This window comes from Nocardia asiatica NBRC 100129 (assembly GCF_000308415.1).
Classification (GTDB): Bacteria; Actinomycetota; Actinomycetes; order Mycobacteriales; family Mycobacteriaceae; genus Nocardia; species Nocardia asiatica.
The window spans coordinates 15,719-36,666 of record NZ_BAFS01000276.1; the positions used below are offsets into that span (position 1 = coordinate 15,719).

The following is a 20,948-nucleotide window of genomic DNA, read 5'->3' on the forward strand; positions in this document are numbered from 1 at the left end:
CCTTGGCCTCCTTACACCTGGGCCGAGTGGTTCGAGTCCGCCGACGTGGCCCGATCACTCGCGCCGGGAGGATCGGACTGCTCGCCCGGCCACTCGTTGACGTTGCCGGTGTGCACCGGATCGCGCCGCGACCGCAGGTACATCAGCGCCGACAGCCCGAGCAGGAGGCCGAATACCAGGAGCACCCCGGCCAGCCCGCCGACGACGTGCGCGACGACCCAGCAGATCGCACCGGCCGCCGCGGCCAGCGGCAGCGTGAGCAGCCAGGCGACCACCATCCGGCCCATCACGCCCCAGCGCACCTCGGCGCCCTTACCCAGGCCGGTGCCGAGGATCGAGCCGGTCGCGGTCTGCGTGGTGGACAGCGGGAGCCCGAAGTGGGCCGAGGTGAGGATGATCGCGGCCGAGGCGGATTCCGCCGCGAGCCCCTGCGGAGAGTCGATCTCGACCAAGCCCTTGCCCAGCGTGCGGATGATCCGCCAGCCGCCGAGATAGGTGCCCGCCGCGATGGCGACGGCGCACGCGGCCATCACCCACAGCGGCAGCTCGTCGTCCTTGGTGAGCGTGCCGTGCGCCACGAGCGCGAGGAAGATCACGCCCATCGTCTTCTGCGCGTCGTTCGTGCCGTGCGCCAGCGAGACGAGGGAGGCGGAGCCGATCTGCCCCCAGCGGAAACCTTCGGTGATCTTGTCCTGCTCGGCGTCGCGCGTGATCCGATACACCAGCCAGGTGCCGATCGCCGAGACCAGCGCGGCGACGACGGGCGCGAGCACGGCGGGAAGAACGATCTTGGTCAGCACGCCCTCCGAGCCGGACGCCCAGATCACCCCGCTCCAGCCGAGCGCGGCCAGCGTCGCCCCGATCAGACCGCCGAACAGCGCGTGCGAGGAACTCGACGGCAGACCCAGCAGCCAGGTGAGCAGGTTCCACAGGATCCCGCCGACCAGACCGGCGAACACGATCACCAGCAGGTCGTGGCCGCCGACGGCGTCGAGCCGCACGATCCCCTTCGCCACGGTGGCGGCCACGGCCACCGACAGGAACGCGCCGAGCAGGTTCAGCACCGCCGAGAGCGCGACCGCCACGCGCGGCCGGAGCGCTCCGGTGGCGATCGAGGTCGCCATCGCGTTGGCGGTGTCGTGGAAGCCGTTCGTGAAATCGAATGCGAGCGCCGTGACGATGACGATCAGGAGAACCAGTAATTCGACGGTCACGCCTCCAGTCTGCTGCACCCCCGATCGCCGCAGCCACGCCGGTGACCTGAAGTTACGTGGGCCGGCCTGGACCGGCCCGGTTCGCCCTGGTCAGCCGACTCGCGTGCAGTGCGCGGCCACCGGCCGACCGGCGAACCGATCATCGATCCAGGAGTTCGCGCCGGGAATGCCGCTCAGCCCCACCAGGAAGTGTTCGCCGAGATAGACCTGGAAATCCACCGGCGTCCCGCCGCCGCACCAGTCCGCGTAGAGGTTTTCCGCGCCGGCCAGCGGCACCCACGGGTCGTGCGTGGCGTGGTAGAGGAAGACCGGCATCGTCGGCGCCCGCGCACCCAGCCGATTCGCGGCCAGGATCTCCCGGACCATCGGCAGCTCGGTGGGCGCCGCGGCGTGTGTGAGCGCCTGCACCGGAATCGGCGCCACGACACCGGCGAACTCCTCCGCTGTCATGCACAGGTCCTTGCCGATCTGGGCCAGTCGCCAGCCGTTGTCGTTCATCAGGCCGAGCAGTTCGGGGTATTCCCGCGCCAGCCCGAGCGTCGCGGCCAAGAAGACTCCGGAGGCGGCGTTGCGGCCGTTCATGGTGGACAGCAGCATGCCGAAGTCGGCGGGAACGCCGCCGAACGCCGCGCCAACCAGATTCAGCTCGGGCGCGTACTCCGGGGCCAGCTGGGCGGCCCACCCGCTGGCGATCGCGCCGCCGGAGTATCCGGTGACCACCGTGGGCGCGTCCGGGTGCAGCCCCAGCTCAGGCGCTGTCACCACGGCGCGGATCGAGTCGAGCACCGCGTGCCCGGCCATCAGTCCCGCCCCGTATGCCTGCCGCGGACCCTGATGGTCCGGGACGAGCACCGCGTAGCCCTTGGCCAGCGGGATCTGGGCGGCCCACAACTTGGCCGACAGCTCGGTCCTGAGTTCGTAGGACGGTGCGCACCGATGCCCGAGCGAGTCGATCGCGGCATTGAACGACAGCACCGGGCGCGGTCCCGGCCCGGGCCACGGCGCGCGCGGCACGAGCAGCGTCGCGACCACCGGCACCGGACGATCCTTGGCGTCGGTGGACCGGATCAGCAGTTCGGTCGACTGCAACGGGAACACGGTCAGCCCCGTACCTCCGGGACGGGAGGCGAGAATCGTTCCAGGAGGAAGACTCTCGAATTCCGGCGGCGGCACGTAGAACGGATCGTTGAGCGGCGTGGGCAGAATGCCCGAATACTCGCGCGAGGGCGTGAGGAACTGCTCGATCGGATTCGCCTGCGCGGGCGTACCGACCGCACAAACCGCCAACGCGCCGAGCAACGCCACTACCAGCCGGGCATACCGCCCGCACAGCACATTTCGCATCAACCCACCCGCCCGCCGATTCCTTGTCCGGAAGTACGAACCGGCCGGACCATGTGCATTGTGGCGGCCATCCGGAACCTTGCGCTGCCCATACTTACAGTGGCTCGACGCGCTCGGCACGCCCGACACGCGCCCCGCGCGGGAGCGGGCGCGCTTCACATCGCGGCGACGCTCACGGCAGCAGCGCGCGAACCGTATCGATGGTGTCCGCCTGGGCGGGTTCTTTGTCGGGGCGGTAGCGCACCACACGAGCGAATCGCAAAGCGACTCCGCCGGGGTAGCGCGGGCTCACCTGAACGCCGTCCAAGGCGATCTCGACGACGAGTTCCGGCCACAGATACACGGTGTGCTGATCGCGGGAGCGCTCGTGGCGCGGGAATTCGGCGGTCTGCCAGTGCAGCAGCGCGTCGGTGAGCCCTTTGAAGGTCTTGCCGACCATGACCGGCTCGCCGGTCTCCGGATCACGCGCGCCCAAGTGCAAGTTCGACAGATAGCCGGTGCGGCGCCCGTAACCCCACTCCGCCCCGAGCACGATCAGGTCGAGGGTGTGCGTCGGCTTGATCTTCTGCCAGGCCCTGCCCCGCCTGCCCGCGGCATACGGCGCGGTGAGCGACTTGATCATGACGCCCTCGTGCCCCGCCGCCAGCGCGCCGTCGAAGTATTCGGCGGCCGTCTCGGCGTCCGGCCGCAGCAGCGCGGGAATGGCGTGCGCGCCGGCCACCTTCGTCAGCGCGGCGCGCCGCTCCGACAGCGGAGCGTCGAGCAGGTCGCGGCCGTCCAGGTGCAGGCAGTCGAAGAAATACGGGTGCAGCAGCAGTTCCCGGGTGGAACTCACCTCGGCGAAGCGGCTCATGGTCTCCTGGAACGGGCGTGGCCGCCCGGAGTCGGTGAGCGCCAGCGTCTCGCCGTCCAGCACGACGCTCGCGCAGTCCAAGGCCGCGACCAGCTCGACGAGTTCCGGCACGCCCGCGGTGATCTCCCGCAGCGTCCGGGTGAACACCCGGATCCGGTCGCCGTCCCGGTGCACCTGAATGCGGGCGCCGTCCAATTTGTGCTCGACGCTCACCTCGCCCTCGAACTCGATCAGCGCCTCGTCCAGCGTCGCACCGGGCGAGGCGAGCATGGGCTGGATCGGGCGGCCGACTTCGAGCCGGAACTCCGCGAGCGCCGCGGCGCCACCGGTCAGCGCCGCGACGGCGGTGACCGGCAACCGGCCCGACAACATGTAGGCCCGGCGCACCAGGTCCGGCGGCACGCCCGCGGCGACCGCCACGGCTTCGGCGACCACGGCGGTGAGCGCGCCCTGGCGTAATTCGCCGGTGAGCAGGCGCACCAGAAAGCCCTGTTCGTCCACGGTCGCCGCGGACCACAGCGCCGCGAGCAGTTCCTTGCGCCGGGCGGCGGAACCGGCGCCGGAAGTGCCGGCCAGATCGCTCAGCGCGGCGTGCACCGCCGCGACCGACAGCGTCGCCACCGGCGCGGGAGCGATGTCGAGGGTGGTGAGCGTGCGCCATCCGGTGCCGATCCGGCCCTGCGGTAGCTCGCCGGACGCCCACGCGACCACCGGGGCGAGCTCCTCGGGCGCGGCCGAGGTCAGCAGCCGCGCCAACGTGGCGATCTTCGTCTTGCGTGACTTGGTCGCGCGCACGGTCTCCGAGGCCACGACGACATCCGAGAACAACACTCTGCCGACGGTAGCCGCCGGGTACGACATCGGGGCGCGACCGGCTGTTAATCATCAATTGGCACGGATGCGAAAGCGACCATAAACTGGACGCATGGCCAAGACCTATGTCGGCGCTCGGTTGCGTCAGCTGCGGACCGAACGCGGGCTGAGCCAGGTCTCCCTGGCCCAGCAGCTGGAGATCTCGGCCAGCTATCTCAACCAGATCGAGCACGACGTGCGCCCGCTCACCGTCCCGGTGTTGCTGAAGATCAGCGACGTGTTCGGCGTCGACGCCACCTTCTTCTCCGCCCAGGACGACACCCGCCTCATCGCCGAACTCCAAGAGGTGGTGATGGACCAGGAACTCGGCATCGAGGCCGACGCCCAGGAGATCGCGGACATGGTCTCGGCACACCCGAGTATGGCCCGCGCGCTGGTCAACATGCACAACCGGTACCGCAACACCTCCGCGCAGCTGGCCGCGGCCACCGAGGATCGGTTCGCCGACAGCGCGGGCAGCGGGGCGATCAGCAAACCGCACGAGGAAGTGCGGGACTACTTCTATCAGCGGCAGAACTACATCCACGAGCTGGACACCGCCGCGGAAGACCTCACCGCGCGCATCCGTTTCCACGGCGGCGACGTGAACAGCGAGGTCGCCAGGATGTTGCGCGCGCACGACGTGCGGATCACCGAGCGCATCGACCTCGGCGAGGGTGTGCTGCACCGCTACGATCCGCAGACGCGGAACCTGGAGATCGCCCCGCACCTGTCCGGCGGGCAACGGTCGTTCAAGCTCGCCGCCGAGCTGGCCTACTTCGAGTGCGGCGAGCTGCTGGAAAAGCTGGTCGAGGAGGGAAATTTCGCGTCCGAGGACGCGCGCAAGCTGGCCATGCTGGGCCTGGCCAACTACTTCGCGGCGGCGACGGTGCTGCCGTACACGCATTTCCACGAGGTCGCCGAGGACTTCCGCTACGACATCGAACGGCTGTCGGCGTTCTTCACCCAGAGCTACGAGACCATCTGTCACCGGCTCTCCACGTTGCAGCGGCCGTCGCTGCGCGGCGTGCCGTTCTCGTTCGTGCGGGTGGATCGGGCGGGCAACATGTCCAAGCGCCAGTCCGCCACCGGTTTCCACTTCTCCGCCAGCGGCGGGACGTGTCCGCTGTGGAATGTCTACGAGACCTTCGCCTATCCCGGCAAGATCATGACCCAGATCGCGCAGATGCCCGACGGCCGCAAATACCTGTGGGTGGCGCGCACGGTGGAACGCCGCGCCACCCGCTTCGGCCAGCCGAGCAAGACCTTCGCCATCGGTCTCGGCTGCGAACTGCGGCACGCGGCCCGCGTGATCTACGCCGACGGCATCGACCTCGACGAAGTGCAGCCGACGCCGATCGGTGCGGGCTGCCGGGTCTGCGAACGCGCCAACTGCCCCCAGCGCGCATTCCCGCCCTTGGGCAAGGTGCTCGACATCAGCGAACATCGCAGCTCGGTATCGCCGTACGTGCTGAAGTAGTCGCACACCGCACACCACACACCGCACACCGCCGCCACGCTCGAGCGGGCGCACAACGCCGCCGCCACACTCGAGCGGGCGCGGCCGCAGCGGTCACGATGCCGCGCGACGCGGCTCGGGAATTCCGCGACATGGCGATCGACGACGCCTGGGATGGTCCGCAGCCCGATCAGACCTGCACCGGCCGAGTCGTTCCGGTGCGGCGAACCGACGGCGGAACACGACGACCGCCCGGGTACCGGTGTACCGATACCGGGCGGAGGCCACGTTCGATCAGGCGGCTTGCGCCCTTCGCTGCATCCGTAGGCCGGCTACCGTCATGATCAGCGCGGCGACCAGCAACAGCGCGAGTGTCCAAGCGAGGGTGGCGAATCCGTGGGGCGCCGCGGCGGCCGCGACCAGCGGGCCGGCGGTCGCGCCCACGTAGAAGCTGAACATGGCGACCGACATGGCGGCGGCGCGGGATTCACCGCCGAGTTCGCCCGCGCTCTGCAATACGGCCGGAGCGATGATGCCGAGCCCGCCGACCAGAACGGCGAGCAGGACGGCCAGCACGGCCGGGTGGGTTCCCGCGAAGGTCGCGATGACCATCGCCGTGGCGGCGATCAGCACGCCGAGCACGATCTGACCGTGCTTGGACAGCCGAGCCAGCGGCACCGCGAGCACGGGCAGCGCGAGCATCACCGGGAGCGCGCCCGCACGCAGCGCGAGCAGTTCGCCGGAGCCACGCACCACCCCGGTCAGTTCGAGGCCGGTGTACACCCCGACCATGACCGCCATGCTCATCGCGCCCGCGATCAGCATCGGCAGCAGCGCCCGGATGCGCAGCACCGCGGGAATCGCGGCGTAGCTGTGCCGCAGCGGCAGGTCCCGACCGGTGGGCGCGTCCGACAGCAGCGCTGACCGCAGCACCAGTGCGAGCACGGCGAAGACGATCGCGGAGGCGACGAATACGGTGCGCCACGGGAACGCGCCCACCATCCACTGCGACACGATCTGCGCTACCACCGTCGCCGCGAGGAACGAGGTAGCCACGGACATGGTGGCCACGGCGCGGTGCGCGGGAGCGATGCGGGTGGCGACGTAGGCCATGATCGCGGGCGGAATCGAGCCGACCACCAGGCCCTGCGCGACCCGCAGGACGACGGCCACCGGCGCACTGAACGCCATGCCGGTCAATAGTGTGACCACTGCGGCCGCCAGCATCCCGGTGACCAGTACCCGGCGGTGACCGTAGCGATCCGACAGTGGCCCGAACAGGACGAAGCCGCCTGCGTAGCCGAACGCGAACGCGCTGATGATCCAGGTCATCGCGGCCGAACCGACGCCCCAGTCGGCTCGCATGGCGGTGAAAAGCGGGATGGGAACGTACATCTGGCCCGTGGCAAGCAGGGCGGACAGGACGAAGAAGGGCAGGGTGCGCCCGGTGTGGGCACGCGAAGAGGCGTCCCGGGTGCGCGTCCGGACCGGAGCCACGGACTGGAAGGTGGGCATTGCCATGGATCGAAGGTAGGCCCGGAGCGCGCACATTGTCAACCAAATAGTTGGTTTAATGGAATGGTAAAGTGTCCGTCATGACGGCCACGATGAAACGCAGTGACGCGACCAGACAGGCTCTGTTGCGCGCCGCGCGCGACGAATTCGCCCGCTACGGGCTGGCCGGAGCGCGGGTCGACCGGATCGCGGAGGCGGCGGGCGTCAACAAGGAGCGCATCTACGGCCTGTTCGGCAGCAAGGACAAGCTGTTCGACGTCATCCTGATCGACACGCTGCGCGAGTTCATCGACGTGGTGAAACCGCTGGCCGACACCGAACCCGGCGCGTACGTCGGCAAACTGTTCGACTACCACCGGGACAACCCGCAACTGTTGCGGCTGCTGCTCTGGGAGGCGCTGCACCGCGGCGCGGACGCGCACGACATCGACGGCTGGCGCGCCGCGCATTACGTGCGCAAATCCGACCGCGCCCAGGAGCAGTTCGACGTGGACTCCGCGAACGCCGGTCGCCTGCTGCTGGCGCTGTGCGGGCTGGCCAACTGGTCGCACGCGGTGCCGCAGACCACCAAGCTGCTGCTCGGCGAGTCCGCCGCGGCGGACAAGGACGCCACCCGCGCGTTCCTGATGGAGTTCGCCAGGGCGGCGATGCGGCGCGACCCGGCCTCCGGCGAGCGGACAGCCGGCCTCCCGGAGGTCGAGCTGGTCAATGATTTGACCACCGGCGACCAGCAGTCCGAGGTGCACCGGGCCGCTCAGCGGCTGCGCGATGCCCAAGCCGCGGCCGAAGCCGCCCGCGCGGAACTCGCCACGGCCCTGCGGGCAGCCCACACCGCGGGCGCGAGCGCCAATCAGCTCGCCAGACAGGTATCCGGCACCCTGTCGCGCCCCGTCGTGCTCAAGCTACTGTCCCAGCCCGAGCACTGACACGACTAGAATCCGTCTTCTTCCAAATTCATGATGTCGTTGTCGAGCGCGGCGAGGATCCCGCGTACGGCGGTGAGGTTCGGCAGCACGTTCTTGGCGAAGAAGCGGGCGACGGCGACCTTCCCGGCATAGAAAGCGCGATCCTTCTCCGGAGCGTCGGCGGCCAGTGCGGCGGCCGCGATCTCCGCTTGCACCAGCAGCCGCCAGCCGATCAGCAGGTCGCCCACCGCGAGCAGGAAGCGAACCGAACCGAGACCGATCTTGTAGAGCTCGGTGGGCGTCTCCTGGGCAGCCATCAGGAAGCCGGTGAGCGTGGCCGCCATCGCCTGCACGTCCTCCGCCGCCGTGCGCAGCAGTTCGCGCTCGGCGCCGAAGCGGCCGGTCTTCGCGTCCAGGAACGCCGCGATCCGCGCGTTGACATGGCCGAGCGCCACGCCTTTGTCGCGGATGATCTTGCGGAAGAAGAAGTCCTGCGCCTGGATGGCGGTGGTGCCCTCGTAGAGCGAGTCGATCTTCGCGTCGCGGATGTACTGCTCGATCGGATAGTCCTGCAGGAAGCCGGAACCGCCCAGGGTCTGCAGCGACTCGGTGAGGTACTGGTAGGCCCGCTCCGAGCCCACACCCTTGACGATCGGCAGCAGCAGGTCGTCCACCCGATGCGCCAGATCGGGATCGGCGCCCGAAACGAGCTGCGCTACATCGGCGTTCTGGTGGGCGGCGGTGTACAGGTACACCGCGCGCAGCCCCTCCGCGTACGCCTTCTGCATGGCCAGCGAGCGCCGCACGTCCGGGTGCTGGGTGATGGGGACGCGGGGGGCGGCCTTGTCGGTCATCTGCGTCAGGTCGGCGCCTTGGACCCGATCCTTGGCGTAGTCGAGCGCGTTGAGATAGCCGGTGGACAGGGTGCCGGAGGATTTGACGCCGACCATCATGCGCGCGTTCTCGATGACCTGGAACATCTGCGCGATGCCGTTGTGCACCTCGCCGACCAGCCAGCCCTTGGCCGGGATGCCGCGGCCGCCGAAGGTCAGTTCACAGGTGGGTGAGGACTTCAAGCCCATCTTGTGCTCGACCCCGGTGACGTACACGCCGTTGCGCTCGCCGAGCTCCAGGGTCTCGGGGTCGAACAGGAATTTCGGCACGTAGAACAGCGACAGGCCCTTGGTGCCCGGTCCGGCGCCCTCCGGCCGGGCCAGCACCAGATGGAAGACGTTCTCGGCGGTGTCGCCGACCTCCGCACCGGAGATGAACCGCTTTACGCCTTCGATGTGCCAGGTGCCGTCTTCCTGCCTGATCGCCTTGGTGCGTCCGGCGCCGACGTCGGAACCGGCGTCGGGCTCGGTGAGCACCATGGTGCCCTGCCAGCCCTTTTCGAAGCCGAGCGCGGCCCAGTGCCGCTGCTGCCCGGTGCCGACGTTGTACAGCACCGACGCCATCACCGGGCCCATGTTGAAGAACGACGCCGACGGATTGGCGCAGGTGATCATCTCGGCGACCGCCCACACCAGCACCGCGGGCGCCGGGGTGCCGCCCATGCCCTCCGGCATGCCCAGCCGGCTCCAGTCCGAGTCGCGCACGGCGGCGACCGTTCTACGGAGCGGCTCCGGAACAGAGATCGAGAACGTGGTCGGGTCGTAGACCACCGGATCGCGATCGGCCGCCACGAAAGAGTCCGCCACCGGCCCCTCGGCCAAGCGCCGAACCTCGGACAGGATCGCGCGGACGGTGTCGGAATCGAGGTCGCCGTAAGCGCCCGTATCGAGCAGCTTGCCCAGCTCGAGCACTTCGAACAGGTTGAACTCGATATCCCTCAGGTTCGCCTTGTAGTGGCCCATCGGGTCCTCCTCGACTCGAGTCCGCGGCCCGCCGCCGCGGCATCGGACGGTTCAGCCGTCGTCCGAATCGAAGCGTGCCGCATCGTGGCGACGCTACGCAACCGTAGCCACCTGGGCCCCGGCCAGCGGGTTTGCCACAACCTCACAACTGTTCACCGTCCGTTTACGGGAAAGGTTCACACCGGCGAAACAGACGAAACGGACTTGTCATCGAGAGATATTCCGGCGCAACAACTCCTGGCTACCGTTCGCAGCACGGATACAGCCGTTGTATACAGCCCCGTCTACAGCCGTGAGCGGGGCGAAGACGGCGGCATTCGGTGCGGCGCCCAGCCGACGCCGCGGCAACACCTGATGAGGAGAGGGTTCGCCCCATGCCAGATTCCCGTGCCGTCCATCGCTCCAGGCGCTTGATCCGAGCGGTGGCGGCGCCCACCGCTCTCGCGCTCGCCGGCCTGTTGCTGACCGCCTGTGGCGCCAAGGACGACGCCTCGACCACCGGCTCGAACGCCGCCTCCTGCGTGGACACCTCGAAGGACTCGATCAAGGTCGGTTCGCTGCACTCGCTGTCCGGCACGATGGCCATCTCCGAGGTCACCGTCGCCAACTCGACCAAACTGGCCGTCGACCAGATCAACGCGGCGGGCGGCGTGCTCGGCAAGAAGATCGAGCTGGTGCTCGAGGACGGCGCCTCGGATCCGAAGACCTTCGCGGAGAAGGCGGAGAAGCTGATCAGCTCCGACTGCGTCGCCGCGGTGTTCGGCGGCTGGACCTCGTCGAGCCGCAAGGCGATGAAGCCGAAGTTCGAGAGCCTGAACTCGCTGCTCTACTACCCGGTCCAGTACGAGGGCCTGGAGGACAGCAAGAACATCTTCTACACCGGCGCGACCACCAACCAGCAGATCGTCCCGGCGCTGGACTATCTGAAGCAGAAGGGCATCACCTCCCTCTACCTGGTCGGTAGCGACTACGTCTTCCCGCAGACCGCCAATCGCGAGATCAAGGCGTACGCCGCTGCCAACGGCATCGAGATCAAGGGCGAGGACTACACCCCGCTCGGGTCCACCGACTTCTCCACCATCGTGAACAAGATCCGCACCGCCAAGGCGGGCGCGGTGTTCAACACCCTCAACGGCGACTCCAACGTGGCGTTCTTCCGCGAGTACAGCAACGCGGGCCTGAAGGCCGCCGAGATGCCGGTGGTCTCGGTGTCCATCGCCGAGGAAGAGGTCGCCGGCATCGGCGCCCAGCACATCGCCGGACAGCTCACCGCGTGGAATTACTACCAGACCGTCGACAACCCGGTGAACAAGAAGTTCGTCGCCGACTACAAAGCCGCCTTCGGCGCCGACAAGCCGACCTCCGACCCGATGGAGGCCGCGTACGCCTCGGTCTACCTGTGGAAGAACACCGTCGAGAAAGCCCAGTCGTTCCAGGTGGCGGACATCCAGGCCGCCGCCGACGGCGTCAGCTTCGACGCGCCCGAAGGGCTGGTCACCATCGACGGCTCGAACCACCACATCACCAAGACCGCCCGGATCGGCGAGATCCGTCCCGACGGCCTCATCTACACCGTGTGGGACTCCGGCAAGGCCGTGACGCCGGACCCGTACCTGAAGTCCTACGACTGGGCCAAGGGCCTGAAGTAGTCCGCCGCTGTCCGCGGCCCAGCTGCCGGTGCCCGCCCAGCGATGCCATCGCACGGGCGGTCACGCGGAGCGAGTAATGAGGGGGGCCGCGGACAGCATCGGACCGATCCGGTCACGGCAACAAGCAGCCTGGCTCACGTCCGAAGTGACGGCCGATCGAACAAGCGGCGACCACACGGACCGAACGCCGCGAACGCTCACCGCCACAGAGGCCGACAAACCCCCAGATCGACTCAGGAGGCCGCGAACAACAAAGCACGGAACACGGCCAGGCGAACCTTTCGGGCCGCACACACGCTCCCTACGTGCCCCGCTCACCAACACTCCAGGTTACGAGCGAAGCGAGACCGAGCATCCGCCGTTCGCGGCCCGGCTCGCGTTTGCGCGGCCGCCGCGCAAGCGACGAAGGAGCAAGCGGCGGCCGCGCAAACGCGAGCCACAAAGGGGCCGCGAACACGCCGCGACGAAGTCGCGGCAATTAGACACAGGAGCCTTTCTCCCATGGACGTAGTGATCGGACAGCTCTTCACCGGGCTGAGTCTGGGATCGATCCTCTTGCTCGCCGCGCTCGGGCTCTCGCTGACCTTCGGTCAGATGGGCGTGATCAACATGGCGCACGGCGAATTCATCATGGCCGGTTGCTACACGACCTACGTGGTGCAGAAGGTCGTCTCGTCGGCGGGCGTCTCGCTCGTGGTCTCCCTGCTGATCGGCTTCCTGGTCGGCGGCCTGCTCGGCGCCGCGCTGGAGATGGGCCTGATCCGCTGGATGTACGACCGGCCGCTGGACACCCTGCTGGTCACCTTCGGGGTGGGGCTGGTGCTGCAACAGCTGGCCCGCGACATCTTCGGCGCGCCCGCCAAGAACGTCATCGCGCCGGAGTGGCTCAGCGGCGGTGTCACGATCCTGGGCGCGGTGGTGCCGAAGACGCGCATCTTCATTCTCGTCCTCGCGGTCGTCGCGGTGAGCGCGCTGGCCGCGGTGCTCAAGGCGACTCCGCTGGGCCGCCGCATCCGTGCGGTGGTGCAGAACCGCGGACTGGCCGAGACTTCCGGCGTCTCCAGCCGTTTCACCGACATCAGCACGTTCTTCATCGGCTCTGGCCTGGCGGGCGTGGCCGGTGTCGCGCTCACCTTGATCGGCTCGACCAGCCCGACCATCGGTCAGAGCTACCTGATCGACGCGTTCCTGGTGGTGGTCATCGGCGGGCTCGGTCAGATCAAGGGCACCGTGATCGCGGCGTTCACGCTCGGCCTGCTCAACTCCTACATCGAATACTCGACCACCGCGTCCATCGCGAAGGTCGTCGTCTTCGTCGTCATCGTCATCTTCTTGCAGGTCCGCCCGCAGGGCCTGTTCACCGTCCGGACAAGGAGTCTGGCATGACCTCGCTCGTACAGCGGTGGCGCGCGCGATCCTGGTTCACCACGTCGGCCGGATTCGCCGTCGCCGCGATCCTGTTGTTCGCGGTCGCGCCCGCCGTGCTCAGCGATTTCCGGCTCAACCTACTGGCGAAGTTCCTGTGCTTCGCGATCGTCGCGGTGGGCATCGGATTGGCTTGGGGGCGAGGCGGGATGCTGACCCTCGGTCAAGGCGTGTTCTTCGGGATCGGCGCCTACATCATGGCCATGCACCTGCAGATGGCCGACGCCGCCCGGCTCGGCAACGACGTGCCGGAGTTCATGGAGATCGCGGGCATTCGCGAACTGCCGTCGTTCTGGCAGCCTTTCGCGTCGGCTCCGGTGGCGCTGCTGGGCATCCTGGTGCTGCCCGCCCTGATCGCCGCGGCGCTCGGTTACGGCGTGTTCAAGCGGCGCGTGAAGGGCGCCTACTTCGCCATCCTCAGTCAGGCGCTGGCTGCCGCGCTGGCCATTCTGCTGACCGGCCAGCAGGCCATCGGCGGATTCACCGGTCTGTCGGATTTCCGCGCCTTCTTCGGTTTCAAGCTGTCGGACCCGGTGAACCGGCGCATGCTGTTCTTCCTCGCCGCGGGCACGTTGCTGGTGGTGGTCGCGCTGGTGCGGCAACTGATGCACAGCCGGTACGGCGAACTGCTCGTGGCGGTCCGCGACCAAGAGGAGCGGGTGCGCTTCCTGGGTTACGACCCGGCCAACGTGAAGATCGTCGCCTACGTGGTCGCCGCGTTCTTCGCGGGCATCGCCGGTGCGCTGTTCACTCCGATCGTCGGCATCATCTCCCCCGCCGACATCGGGGTGGTTCCGTCCATCGCGTTCCTCATCGGCGTGGCGATCGGCGGCCGGACCACCCTGCTGGGGCCGGTGCTCGGCGCGATCGGCGTGGCCTGGGCGCAGACGGCGCTGTCCGAGGAGTTCCCGTCGGGCTGGACTTATCTGCAAGGCGTGCTGTTCATCGTGGTGGTCGGTTTCGTCCCGGCGGGGCTCGCGGGGCTGTGGCCGCTGGTGAAGGGCCTGCGCGACAACCGGTTCCGGCGCAGCGCCGCCACGCCCGTGGCCGTGGTGGTCGAGGCGCGTCCGGAACCGGCGACGGAGAAGGTGGAATCGCGATGACCCGGACGACGCACGAACCGAAGGTCGGCGGTAACGCCGGGATGTCCAGCGAGTACCTCGAGATCCGCGGTCTGTCGGTGAGTTTCGACGGTTTCAAAGCCGTCACCGAAGTGGATCTGACGGTGTTGCAGGGCGACTTGCGCTTCCTCATCGGCCCCAACGGCGCGGGCAAGACCACCCTCATCGACGCGATCACCGGGCTGGTCCCGGCGACCGGGTCGGCGCAGAAGACCGGCGTCGAACTGCTCGGCAAGAAGGTGCACCGGATCGCCCGGCTCGGCGTCGGGCGGACGTTCCAGACCGCGAGCGTGTTCGAGCAATTGAGCGTGCTGCAGAATCTCGACATCGCCGCGGGCGCGGGCCGCTCGGCGCTCACCATGCTGCGCCGCCGCAGGTCGGTGCTTCCCGCGATCGAGGAGGCGTTGGAGATCACCGGTCTGGCCGCGCTGCGCGACAAGCCCGCCGGGGTGCTGGCGCACGGGCAGAAGCAGTGGCTCGAGATCGGCATGCTGCTGGTGCAGAACGCGTCGGTGCTGCTGCTGGACGAGCCGGTGGCCGGGATGAGCGCCGAGGAGCGCGAGGAGACCGGGAACCTGTTGCGCCGCATCGGCGGCGACCGGGTGGTCGTGGTGGTCGAGCACGACATGGACTTCATGCGCGCCTTCGCCACCTCTGTCACCGTCCTCGCGGGCGGCAAGGTGCTCAGCGAGGGAACCGTCGAACAGGTGCAGGCGGATCCGAAGGTTCAGGAGGTCTATCTCGGCACCGCCGCGGCCGTCGGGACCGAGCTGGAGGACGCCTCGACCGCGCCGAGCCCCGAGTCACCCCGGAAAGGGGACAGCGATGCTTGAACTCACCGATATCCATTCCGGCTACGGCCGCACCGAGGTGATCCACGGCGTCTCGGTGACCGTGCCGGACGACAGCGTGGTCGCCGTCATGGGACACAACGGCGCGGGGAAGACCACCCTGCTGCGCACCGCCGTCGGACTGATCGGCGCGAAGTCGGGGCGCATCGCGTTCGACGGCGAGACCATCACCAAACTGTCGCCGTCACGCCGGGTACGCCGCGGGATCGCGTACGTGCCACAGGGACAGCAGAGTTTCCCGCAACTGACCACCGCCGAGAACTTGCAAGTGGTGGCGGACGGCCGGAAACGCGGCAAGGCGCTGATCGACGAATCGCTCGATCTGTTCCCGGCGCTGCGCGAACTGCTCGGCCGGAAAGCGGGCCTGCTGTCGGGCGGCCAGCGTCAGCAACTCGCCATCGCGCGGGCGCTGATCACCGAGCCGAAGCTGCTCATCCTCGACGAGCCGACCGAGGGCATCCAGCCGTCGGTGGTCGCCGAGATCGAGCGCACCATCATCGATCTCACCCGGCGCGGCGGACTGAGCGTGTTGCTGGTCGAACAGCACATCGGCTTCGCCTTGCAGGCGGCGCAGCGCTACTACGTGCTGCGATCCGGCCGGGTGACCTCCACGGGCGCGGGTGGGGCGGACGCCGAGAGCGACGTCCGCTCGGCGATGGCGATCTGAGCGCCATGACCCGTGACAGGGGTCGGATCCCGTTGCGCGAGCAGGTGTACGACTCCTTGCGCCGGGATCTGGCCACCGGAGCGATCGTGCCGACCGAACGGCTCGGCGAAGAACGCCTCGCCGAAGCGTACGGGGTGTCGCGCACCCCGGTGCGCGAGGCGCTGGCCCGGTTGCAGGCGGACGGATTGGTCGAGCGGCTCGCCGACGGCCTCTACCCGTACCGTCCCCGGCTGGACGAACTGGACCACCTCTACGAGTTGCGGCTCGTGCTCGAGGCCAGGGGAATGCGGCGGGTGGGTCCGGCGGGCGAAGCGCCCGGGCACGATCTGGATCTCGTGCGCGCGGAACTCGACGCCTGGCGCGCACTGCGGGACGACCCGCCCGAGCCTGGTCCCGCGCTGGTGGCCGCGGACGAACGGTTCCACACCACCTTGCTCGCGGCCGCGGGCAACGCCGCACTCGCCGAGGCGCTCACCGCCGTGCACATCCGGGTGCGGCCGGTGCGCACGCTGGACATGCCGACTCCGGAACGGATCGCCACGATGACCGCCGAGCACATCGCGGTGGCCGAGCACCTGCTGTCGGGTGCGGTGGAGGCGGCGTCTGCCACGCTCACCGCACATATCGACACCTCGCGCGCGCACGTGCTGTCCCGTGCCCAGCACGCGCTGCGCCTGACCAAACTGGGTCGCGCCGTGCGGGATTGACGGGTCAGCAGTTCGACTGGAACGGATAGCAGTCGGTGGGCCGGTACGCGGGCGGCGACGGGGTCACGCTCGTCGTCGGATCGGTCACGCGACCCGGCTGCGCCGAATCGTGCGTCAGCGCGGTGGCGATCACGCCGAGTACGAACAGGACGCCGACCACGGCGATCACGACGACCGACCAACCCGCGTAGGCCTGGCTCTTCGTCGCGGCGCCCGGTGTCGGCTCGACGCGCGGCTTGGGTGTGCGCGCGATGGTCGTGACGGGCTCCGGCACGTTCTCCTCGAAGCCGGCTTCGAGGAGTTCGGCACGGGACGGGGCGAGCTGCGCGAGACCGAGCGCGCCGCACGCGCCGATCACGCGGTCCGCGGTCCAGTTGCGCGGCCCCGCGGAGAAGCCCTCCAGGTAGATGCGCAGCTCGGTCGCGTCGGTGACGTTGCCGACGACGACGTCCAAGCCCGGCCGCAGGTTCGTGCGCGCCGGGCGCACCACGGCCCCGCGAAACGGGACCAGCACGACGGCGCCGGAGATGTGCCCCGGGTCCTGCAGCGCCCGCTGGAGCATGTGCTTGACCGCGTACATGCCGTGCTCGACCCGCTCGGCGGGGCTCCCGGATTCCGGGTCGTCCAGTTCCACCGGCGCGTCGCTGATCTTCCACGGCCCTTCGGCCGGTGTGCTGAGAATGCCGCTCTGCCTGCGCTGGAAGCCGTGCACCTCCAGCACGGTCAGGCCACGCGGCGTCCACACCACCGCGTCGACGCGCCGGTTGTCCGCCTCGAGATCGATCACGGCGAGGCCGGTCGACGGATACGACCGCAGGCACGCGACGAATTCCTGCTCCGCGCCGGAAAGCTCCGCTCCGGGCCTGATCCTCACCAGCATCTGTTCCCCTGCCGACCTGTTGTCCACCTCTGACGCCGCGAAAGACCACTGCGGCTGCGGCCACCCGCACCGGTACTGATGATGACGGGGTACCCGGCCGAAAACCACTCCGAAAGCAAAAGAATGGTGGCGCGCTACGCGGGATACTGCCAAGTAGGCTCTACTCTCGGCCGGCACCGACGCCGGCCGCACAGACCACGCGGAGGTGGCAACCAGCATGGTTTCAGCGCTGCAACCACGCATCTCACCCGGACGGCTCCGGGAGCTCGGCCCGCTCAACTGGGTTGTCTGGCAGGTGCTCTCCCGTGCCGCCGGCACCGGCGACGCCCACTTGTTCAGCACGCTCGGCCGCACCCGCGGTCTGTTCCGCGGCTGGTTGCACTATTCGGGCAAGCTCATGCCCGGCGGGCGGCTGCCGCGCCACGAGTCCGAACTGGTCATCATTCGCGTCGCCCATCTGCGCGGCTGCGACTACGAGATGGACCATCACATCCGGCTCGGCAAGCGGGCCGGGGTGACGGCCGACATCCTCGAACGGCTGCGCCAGGGGCCGGACGCGGCGGGCTGGTCGGACAAACACCGCGCGCTGCTGGCCGCGGTGGACCAGCTGGTGCGCACGCGCGATCTCGACGACGACACCTGGACGGAGCTGGCGAAGCACTACGACGAGCGCAGCCTGATCGAGATCGTCCTGCTGATCAACCAATACGACGGGCTGGCCTCCACCATCACCGCCCTGCGCATCCAGCGCGACGGCGTCTAGCCGCCCGGTTCCTCGATCCGGCGCGCCAAACCGTCCAGCACCAGCGCCAATCCGAACTCGTAGGCGTGCTCGGCGCTGTAGGCGGCGTCGTGCGCGCGGCCCGCGGCCGTGCCGACGCGGGCGGCGAGCGGGTAGCGCTCGGCGTCGAAGACCTGCGCCAGCACCGGCGCGGCCTGTTCCCACCACTGCCCGTCGGACATGGCGCTGTCGGAGGCCGCGCGCTCGCTGTCGATGGCGATGCGGGCGACCGAGGTGACGAAGCCGAGCACGAACGTCAGCGCGGCGTCCATGGCGACGTCATCGAGTCCGAGGTCGGCGAAAGCCCGCAGTTCGTGGTCGTATTTCGCGGCGAGCCCGGGCCCGAGCGGCGGCCGGGTGGTCGGCAGATAGGCCACCCAGCGATGCCGCGCCAGCATTGTCCGGTTCTCCGCCGCGATGCGGGTGACCCGCTCGCGCCAGGGCAGACCGGTGAGGTCGGCGCGCTCCATTCGCGCGTACACCGTGTCCAGCATCAGGTCGATCAGCTCGGCTTTGCCCGGCACGTAGGTGTAGGTCGCCATCGGAGTCAGGCCGAGCCGGGCGGCGACCGCGCGCATCGTGACCGCGTTGATTCCCTCCACGTCGGCGATCTCGATCGCCGCGGTGACGACCGCCTCGACACTGCTGCGCTGCTTCGGCCCACGACCGGAGCCGGGCGGAATCCGCCATAGCAGCTCCAGTGTGCGGACCGGGTCGCCCGCGCCACTGCGTTCTCTCGGCTGACCCACGCCGCCTCCTCACCCGTTCGAGGCACCGATGGCATGGATGTGACCCAGCTCATAGTGCACCCCGCCGCAAAACTCCTTACAACATACAGTGTACTTCGTACAGAGTTAGTTCGCCGAGGAGGACCATGAACATCACCGCTTCCGCCATCTCGCTCAACGTCCCCGACCCGCTCGCCTCGGCGAAATTCCTCATCGACCACCTCGGATTCGAGGAGAAGATGTCGGCCGACGGATTCGTCTCACTCGAGCGCGACGACGCCGGACTGAACGTCATCTACTTGCGCACCGGACTAGGGAGCTTCAAACCGAAGAGCGCGGCAGGCAGCGCGGGCGAAGGCCTGCTCGTCGTCTTCGTCGTCGACGACATCGACACCGAATACGCACGGCTGCGCGAAGAAGGGGTGCCGATCGTGACGCCCATCGAAACCGAAGAGTGGGGCGAGCGGTACTTCCAGATGAGCGATCCCAACGGAATCATCATCCAACTGGTGCAGTGGATTTAGTGCCGCGCCTTCGGCGCGGCGTGTTCTGTGTCTGATTTGCAGCGCCTGCGGCGCTGCGTGTTCGCGGCCCCCTGGTGGCTCGCGTCCGAGCGACCACCGCTGGCGACTTCGTCGCGGACGCGGCGGCCGCTCGGACGCGAGCCGGGCCGCGAACGGCGGATGCTCGGTCTCGCTTCGCTCGAAAGACGTGGTTGAGGTGCGCTGGGCGCGTCAGGCGGTGATCACACCACGTCGGCTCGCCGTCTCCGGTGGCGAGCCCTGCACGCTCCTTCGACGCGAAACCCACACCGGCAGGCATTTCCATGCCCGCGAACGCGCGCATGCCCGGTCTCGCTTCGCCTGAAAAACGCGGTTGCGGTGCGCCGGGCGCGGGTTCTCGGAGAGTTGGGGCGTCCGGGATTTTGGTCGCGGTACCACCTGCGCTGATCACCTTCCGGAATCTTTTGCGGAGGTGGCCGCCGGAAGCGGCTGAGGCGGCTCCGGCAGCGCAGATGAGACTACCGCGACCATCAGCGCGATCTGCCGCATCGCGTGCGGGAGAGACGGGTCGCCGATGCCGGCTACCAGTTCTGCCGAGTGGCGCAGCGCTGGAAGGTGCCGATGGACACCACGGCAGCCATGGGCGGCCGCGAGCGACTTGGGACGACTCAGCCGAGCGCTGCCCGGAAGACCTCGACGGCTGTGGTGGCCGGTCGGCCGAGCAGTTTCTCCAGGTCCCCGGAGCGCACGTCGAGGATGCCGGTGGCGATGCCCGCGTCGGCGTCGGCGAGCGCCTCGGCGTAGGTCTGGGGTAGCCCGGCTTCGATCAGTGCGGCGGCGTACTCCGCTTGCGGCAGATTCTCGTAGCGCACCGGCTTTCCCGCAGCTGCCGAAATCGCTTGTGCGAGCTCGGCGTAGGTGAGGCTCGCCCCGCCCCCGAGTTCGTACACCCGGCCCGCGTGATCATCGGTGGTGAGCACTCGGGCGGCCGCCTCGGCGTAGTCGGCGCGCGCGGCGCCCGCCACACGACCCTCGCCGGCGGCTCCGTACAACACTCCGGACTCCACGGCGTGCGCGAGGCCGCCCGCGTAGTTCTCCCAGTACCAGCCGTTGCGCAGCAGCACGTGCGGCACCGCCGATTCGGCGAGCACGGCCTCGGTGGCCCGGTGCTCCTGCGCGAGGATCAGCGGGTTGTCGGTCGCGCCCGGAATGCTGGTGTAGGCGAGCAACTCGACGCCCGCGCGCTCGGCCGCGCGGATGACATTGGTGTGCTGGGCCACCCGCGCGCCGAACTCGTTGCCCGAGATCAACAGCACCCGGTCGACGCCGTCGAGGGCCCGCTCCAGCGCGGCCGGGTCGCCGTAATCGGCCTGGCGGACGTCCGCCCCGCGGTCCGCCAGGTCGGCCGCCTTCGCGGGATCGCGCACGATCGCGACGACCGGCGTCTCCGAGCGCAACAGTTCTTCCACCACGAGTCGGCCCAGCTGGCCGCTGGCCCCGGTCACGGCGACGGTCATGACTACCTCCCAAGATAGGTACGAATCAACATGCACTAACTATTCGTAAGTACTATGCATTTCGCGGCCACTGCGGTCAAGTTGGGTACGATGACGGTCATGACCACCCAGCACACTGTCT

General features: G+C 68.8%; 18 protein-coding genes. 10 read left to right on the forward strand and 8 right to left on the reverse strand.

Annotated elements, in window-relative coordinates:
- Positions 1-11 precede the first annotated feature (11 nt).
- The 3 genes from ON27_RS26435 to ON27_RS26445 all read right to left on the reverse strand — a co-directional run bounded on the left by ON27_RS26435 (position 12) and on the right by ON27_RS26445 (position 4,242).
- Positions 12-1,214, reverse strand: coding sequence for an inorganic phosphate transporter (locus ON27_RS26435; protein ID WP_043733580.1), 1,203 nt, complete (start codon positions 1,212-1,214; stop codon positions 12-14).
- A 90-nt stretch (positions 1,215-1,304) separates the two neighbouring features.
- The gene (locus ON27_RS26440) at positions 1,305-2,558 is read right to left on the reverse strand and encodes a lipase family protein (protein ID WP_043733583.1); all 1,254 of its coding nucleotides are present in this window, start codon (positions 2,556-2,558) and stop codon (positions 1,305-1,307) included.
- Positions 2,559-2,730: 172 nt separating this feature from the next.
- Positions 2,731-4,242: an ATP-dependent DNA ligase gene (locus ON27_RS26445; RefSeq protein WP_043733634.1), complete on the reverse strand. Its 1,512-nt coding sequence runs from the start codon at positions 4,240-4,242 to the stop codon at positions 2,731-2,733.
- Positions 4,243-4,336: 94 nt separating this feature from the next.
- Between ON27_RS26445 and ramB the strand changes: the two genes are divergently transcribed.
- Entirely contained in the window at positions 4,337-5,743 is a 1,407-nt protein-coding gene (gene ramB, locus ON27_RS26450; RefSeq protein ID WP_043733585.1) for an acetate metabolism transcriptional regulator RamB, read from the forward strand.
- Between the two features lie 273 nt (positions 5,744-6,016).
- Here the strand turns inward: ramB and ON27_RS26455 are convergent, their stop codons facing one another.
- Positions 6,017-7,243, reverse strand: a complete 1,227-nt coding sequence (locus ON27_RS26455; RefSeq protein ID WP_043733589.1) for an MFS transporter — start codon at positions 7,241-7,243, stop codon at positions 6,017-6,019.
- Positions 7,244-7,317: 74 nt separating this feature from the next.
- Between ON27_RS26455 and ON27_RS26460 the strand changes: the two genes are divergently transcribed.
- Positions 7,318-8,163 carry a TetR/AcrR family transcriptional regulator gene (locus ON27_RS26460; RefSeq protein ID WP_245560158.1) on the forward strand — a complete coding sequence of 282 codons (846 nt, stop codon included), beginning with the start codon at positions 7,318-7,320 and terminating at the stop codon, positions 8,161-8,163.
- 5 nt (positions 8,164-8,168) lie between these two features.
- On the opposite strand, the gene ON27_RS26465 is transcribed toward ON27_RS26460, so the two are convergent.
- Positions 8,169-9,998, reverse strand: coding sequence for an acyl-CoA dehydrogenase (locus ON27_RS26465; RefSeq protein WP_043733591.1), 1,830 nt, complete (start codon positions 9,996-9,998; stop codon positions 8,169-8,171).
- A gap of 374 nt (positions 9,999-10,372) precedes the next feature.
- On the opposite strand from ON27_RS26465, the gene urtA reads away from it, so the two are divergent.
- The 6 genes from urtA to ON27_RS26495 all read left to right on the forward strand — a co-directional run bounded on the left by urtA (position 10,373) and on the right by ON27_RS26495 (position 16,418).
- The gene (urtA, locus tag ON27_RS26470) at positions 10,373-11,647 is read left to right on the forward strand and encodes an urea ABC transporter substrate-binding protein (RefSeq protein ID WP_051047015.1); all 1,275 of its coding nucleotides are present in this window, start codon (positions 10,373-10,375) and stop codon (positions 11,645-11,647) included.
- Between the two features lie 501 nt (positions 11,648-12,148).
- Complete coding sequence (urtB, locus tag ON27_RS26475) at positions 12,149-13,033, forward strand: urea ABC transporter permease subunit UrtB (protein WP_043733595.1); 885 nt, start codon at positions 12,149-12,151, stop codon at positions 13,031-13,033.
- Positions 13,030-14,175 (forward strand): urea ABC transporter permease subunit UrtC, encoded by a 1,146-nt coding sequence (gene urtC, locus ON27_RS26480; RefSeq protein WP_043733596.1) that lies wholly within the window; start codon positions 13,030-13,032, stop codon positions 14,173-14,175. Before urtB ends, urtC begins: the two co-directional genes overlap by 4 nt.
- Positions 14,172-15,026 carry an urea ABC transporter ATP-binding protein UrtD gene (gene urtD, locus ON27_RS26485; protein WP_043733598.1) on the forward strand — a complete coding sequence of 285 codons (855 nt, stop codon included), beginning with the start codon at positions 14,172-14,174 and terminating at the stop codon, positions 15,024-15,026. Before urtC ends, urtD begins: the two co-directional genes overlap by 4 nt.
- The gene (gene urtE, locus ON27_RS26490) at positions 15,019-15,711 is read left to right on the forward strand and encodes an urea ABC transporter ATP-binding subunit UrtE (protein WP_043733602.1); all 693 of its coding nucleotides are present in this window, start codon (positions 15,019-15,021) and stop codon (positions 15,709-15,711) included. Before urtD ends, urtE begins: the two co-directional genes overlap by 8 nt.
- Positions 15,712-15,716: 5 nt before the next feature.
- The gene (locus ON27_RS26495) at positions 15,717-16,418 is read left to right on the forward strand and encodes a GntR family transcriptional regulator (RefSeq protein WP_043733604.1); all 702 of its coding nucleotides are present in this window, start codon (positions 15,717-15,719) and stop codon (positions 16,416-16,418) included.
- A gap of 4 nt (positions 16,419-16,422) precedes the next feature.
- Here ON27_RS26495 and ON27_RS26500 read toward each other — a convergent pair whose 3' ends face one another.
- Positions 16,423-17,298, reverse strand: coding sequence for a hypothetical protein (locus ON27_RS26500; protein WP_043733605.1), 876 nt, complete (start codon positions 17,296-17,298; stop codon positions 16,423-16,425).
- A 229-nt stretch (positions 17,299-17,527) separates the two neighbouring features.
- On the opposite strand from ON27_RS26500, the gene ON27_RS26505 reads away from it, so the two are divergent.
- A complete protein-coding gene (locus ON27_RS26505) occupies positions 17,528-18,061 on the forward strand; it encodes a carboxymuconolactone decarboxylase family protein (RefSeq protein ID WP_083887826.1) in 534 nt (177 codons plus the stop codon).
- Here ON27_RS26505 and ON27_RS26510 read toward each other — a convergent pair.
- Positions 18,058-18,828 (reverse strand): TetR/AcrR family transcriptional regulator, encoded by a 771-nt coding sequence (locus ON27_RS26510; protein ID WP_043733608.1) that lies wholly within the window; start codon positions 18,826-18,828, stop codon positions 18,058-18,060. The genes ON27_RS26505 and ON27_RS26510 overlap by 4 nt on opposite strands.
- Positions 18,829-18,953: 125 nt before the next feature.
- Between ON27_RS26510 and ON27_RS26515 the strand changes: the two genes are divergently transcribed.
- Complete coding sequence (locus ON27_RS26515) at positions 18,954-19,331, forward strand: VOC family protein (RefSeq protein ID WP_043733610.1); 378 nt, start codon at positions 18,954-18,956, stop codon at positions 19,329-19,331.
- A gap of 647 nt (positions 19,332-19,978) precedes the next feature.
- Here the strand turns inward: ON27_RS26515 and ON27_RS26520 are convergent.
- Positions 19,979-20,827, reverse strand: a complete 849-nt coding sequence (locus ON27_RS26520; protein ID WP_043733613.1) for an SDR family oxidoreductase — start codon at positions 20,825-20,827, stop codon at positions 19,979-19,981.
- Positions 20,828-20,948: the final 121 nt, after the last annotated feature.

Excerpts from the sequence above, each read along its gene's own strand:
- ON27_RS26440 (WP_043733583.1), bottom strand. The coding sequence starts at position 2,558 with ATGCGAAATGTGCTGTGCGGGCGGTATGCCCGGCTGGTAGTGGCGTTG.
- ramB (WP_043733585.1), top strand. The coding sequence starts at position 4,337 with ATGGCCAAGACCTATGTCGGCGCTCGGTTGCGTCAGCTGCGGACCGAA.
- ON27_RS26455 (WP_043733589.1), bottom strand. The coding sequence starts at position 7,243 with ATGGCAATGCCCACCTTCCAGTCCGTGGCTCCGGTCCGGACGCGCACC.
- ON27_RS26460 (WP_245560158.1), top strand. The coding sequence starts at position 7,318 with ATGACGGCCACGATGAAACGCAGTGACGCGACCAGACAGGCTCTGTTG.
- ON27_RS26465 (WP_043733591.1), bottom strand. The coding sequence starts at position 9,998 with ATGGGCCACTACAAGGCGAACCTGAGGGATATCGAGTTCAACCTGTTC.
- urtA (WP_051047015.1), top strand. The coding sequence starts at position 10,373 with ATGCCAGATTCCCGTGCCGTCCATCGCTCCAGGCGCTTGATCCGAGCG.
- urtB (WP_043733595.1), top strand. The coding sequence starts at position 12,149 with ATGGACGTAGTGATCGGACAGCTCTTCACCGGGCTGAGTCTGGGATCG.
- urtC (WP_043733596.1), top strand. The coding sequence starts at position 13,030 with ATGACCTCGCTCGTACAGCGGTGGCGCGCGCGATCCTGGTTCACCACG.
- urtD (WP_043733598.1), top strand. The coding sequence starts at position 14,172 with ATGACCCGGACGACGCACGAACCGAAGGTCGGCGGTAACGCCGGGATG.
- urtE (WP_043733602.1), top strand. The coding sequence starts at position 15,019 with ATGCTTGAACTCACCGATATCCATTCCGGCTACGGCCGCACCGAGGTG.
- ON27_RS26495 (WP_043733604.1), top strand. The coding sequence starts at position 15,717 with ATGACCCGTGACAGGGGTCGGATCCCGTTGCGCGAGCAGGTGTACGAC.
- ON27_RS26500 (WP_043733605.1), bottom strand. The coding sequence starts at position 17,298 with ATGCTGGTGAGGATCAGGCCCGGAGCGGAGCTTTCCGGCGCGGAGCAG.
- ON27_RS26515 (WP_043733610.1), top strand. The coding sequence starts at position 18,954 with ATGAACATCACCGCTTCCGCCATCTCGCTCAACGTCCCCGACCCGCTC.
- ON27_RS26520 (WP_043733613.1), bottom strand. The coding sequence starts at position 20,827 with ATGACCGTCGCCGTGACCGGGGCCAGCGGCCAGCTGGGCCGACTCGTG.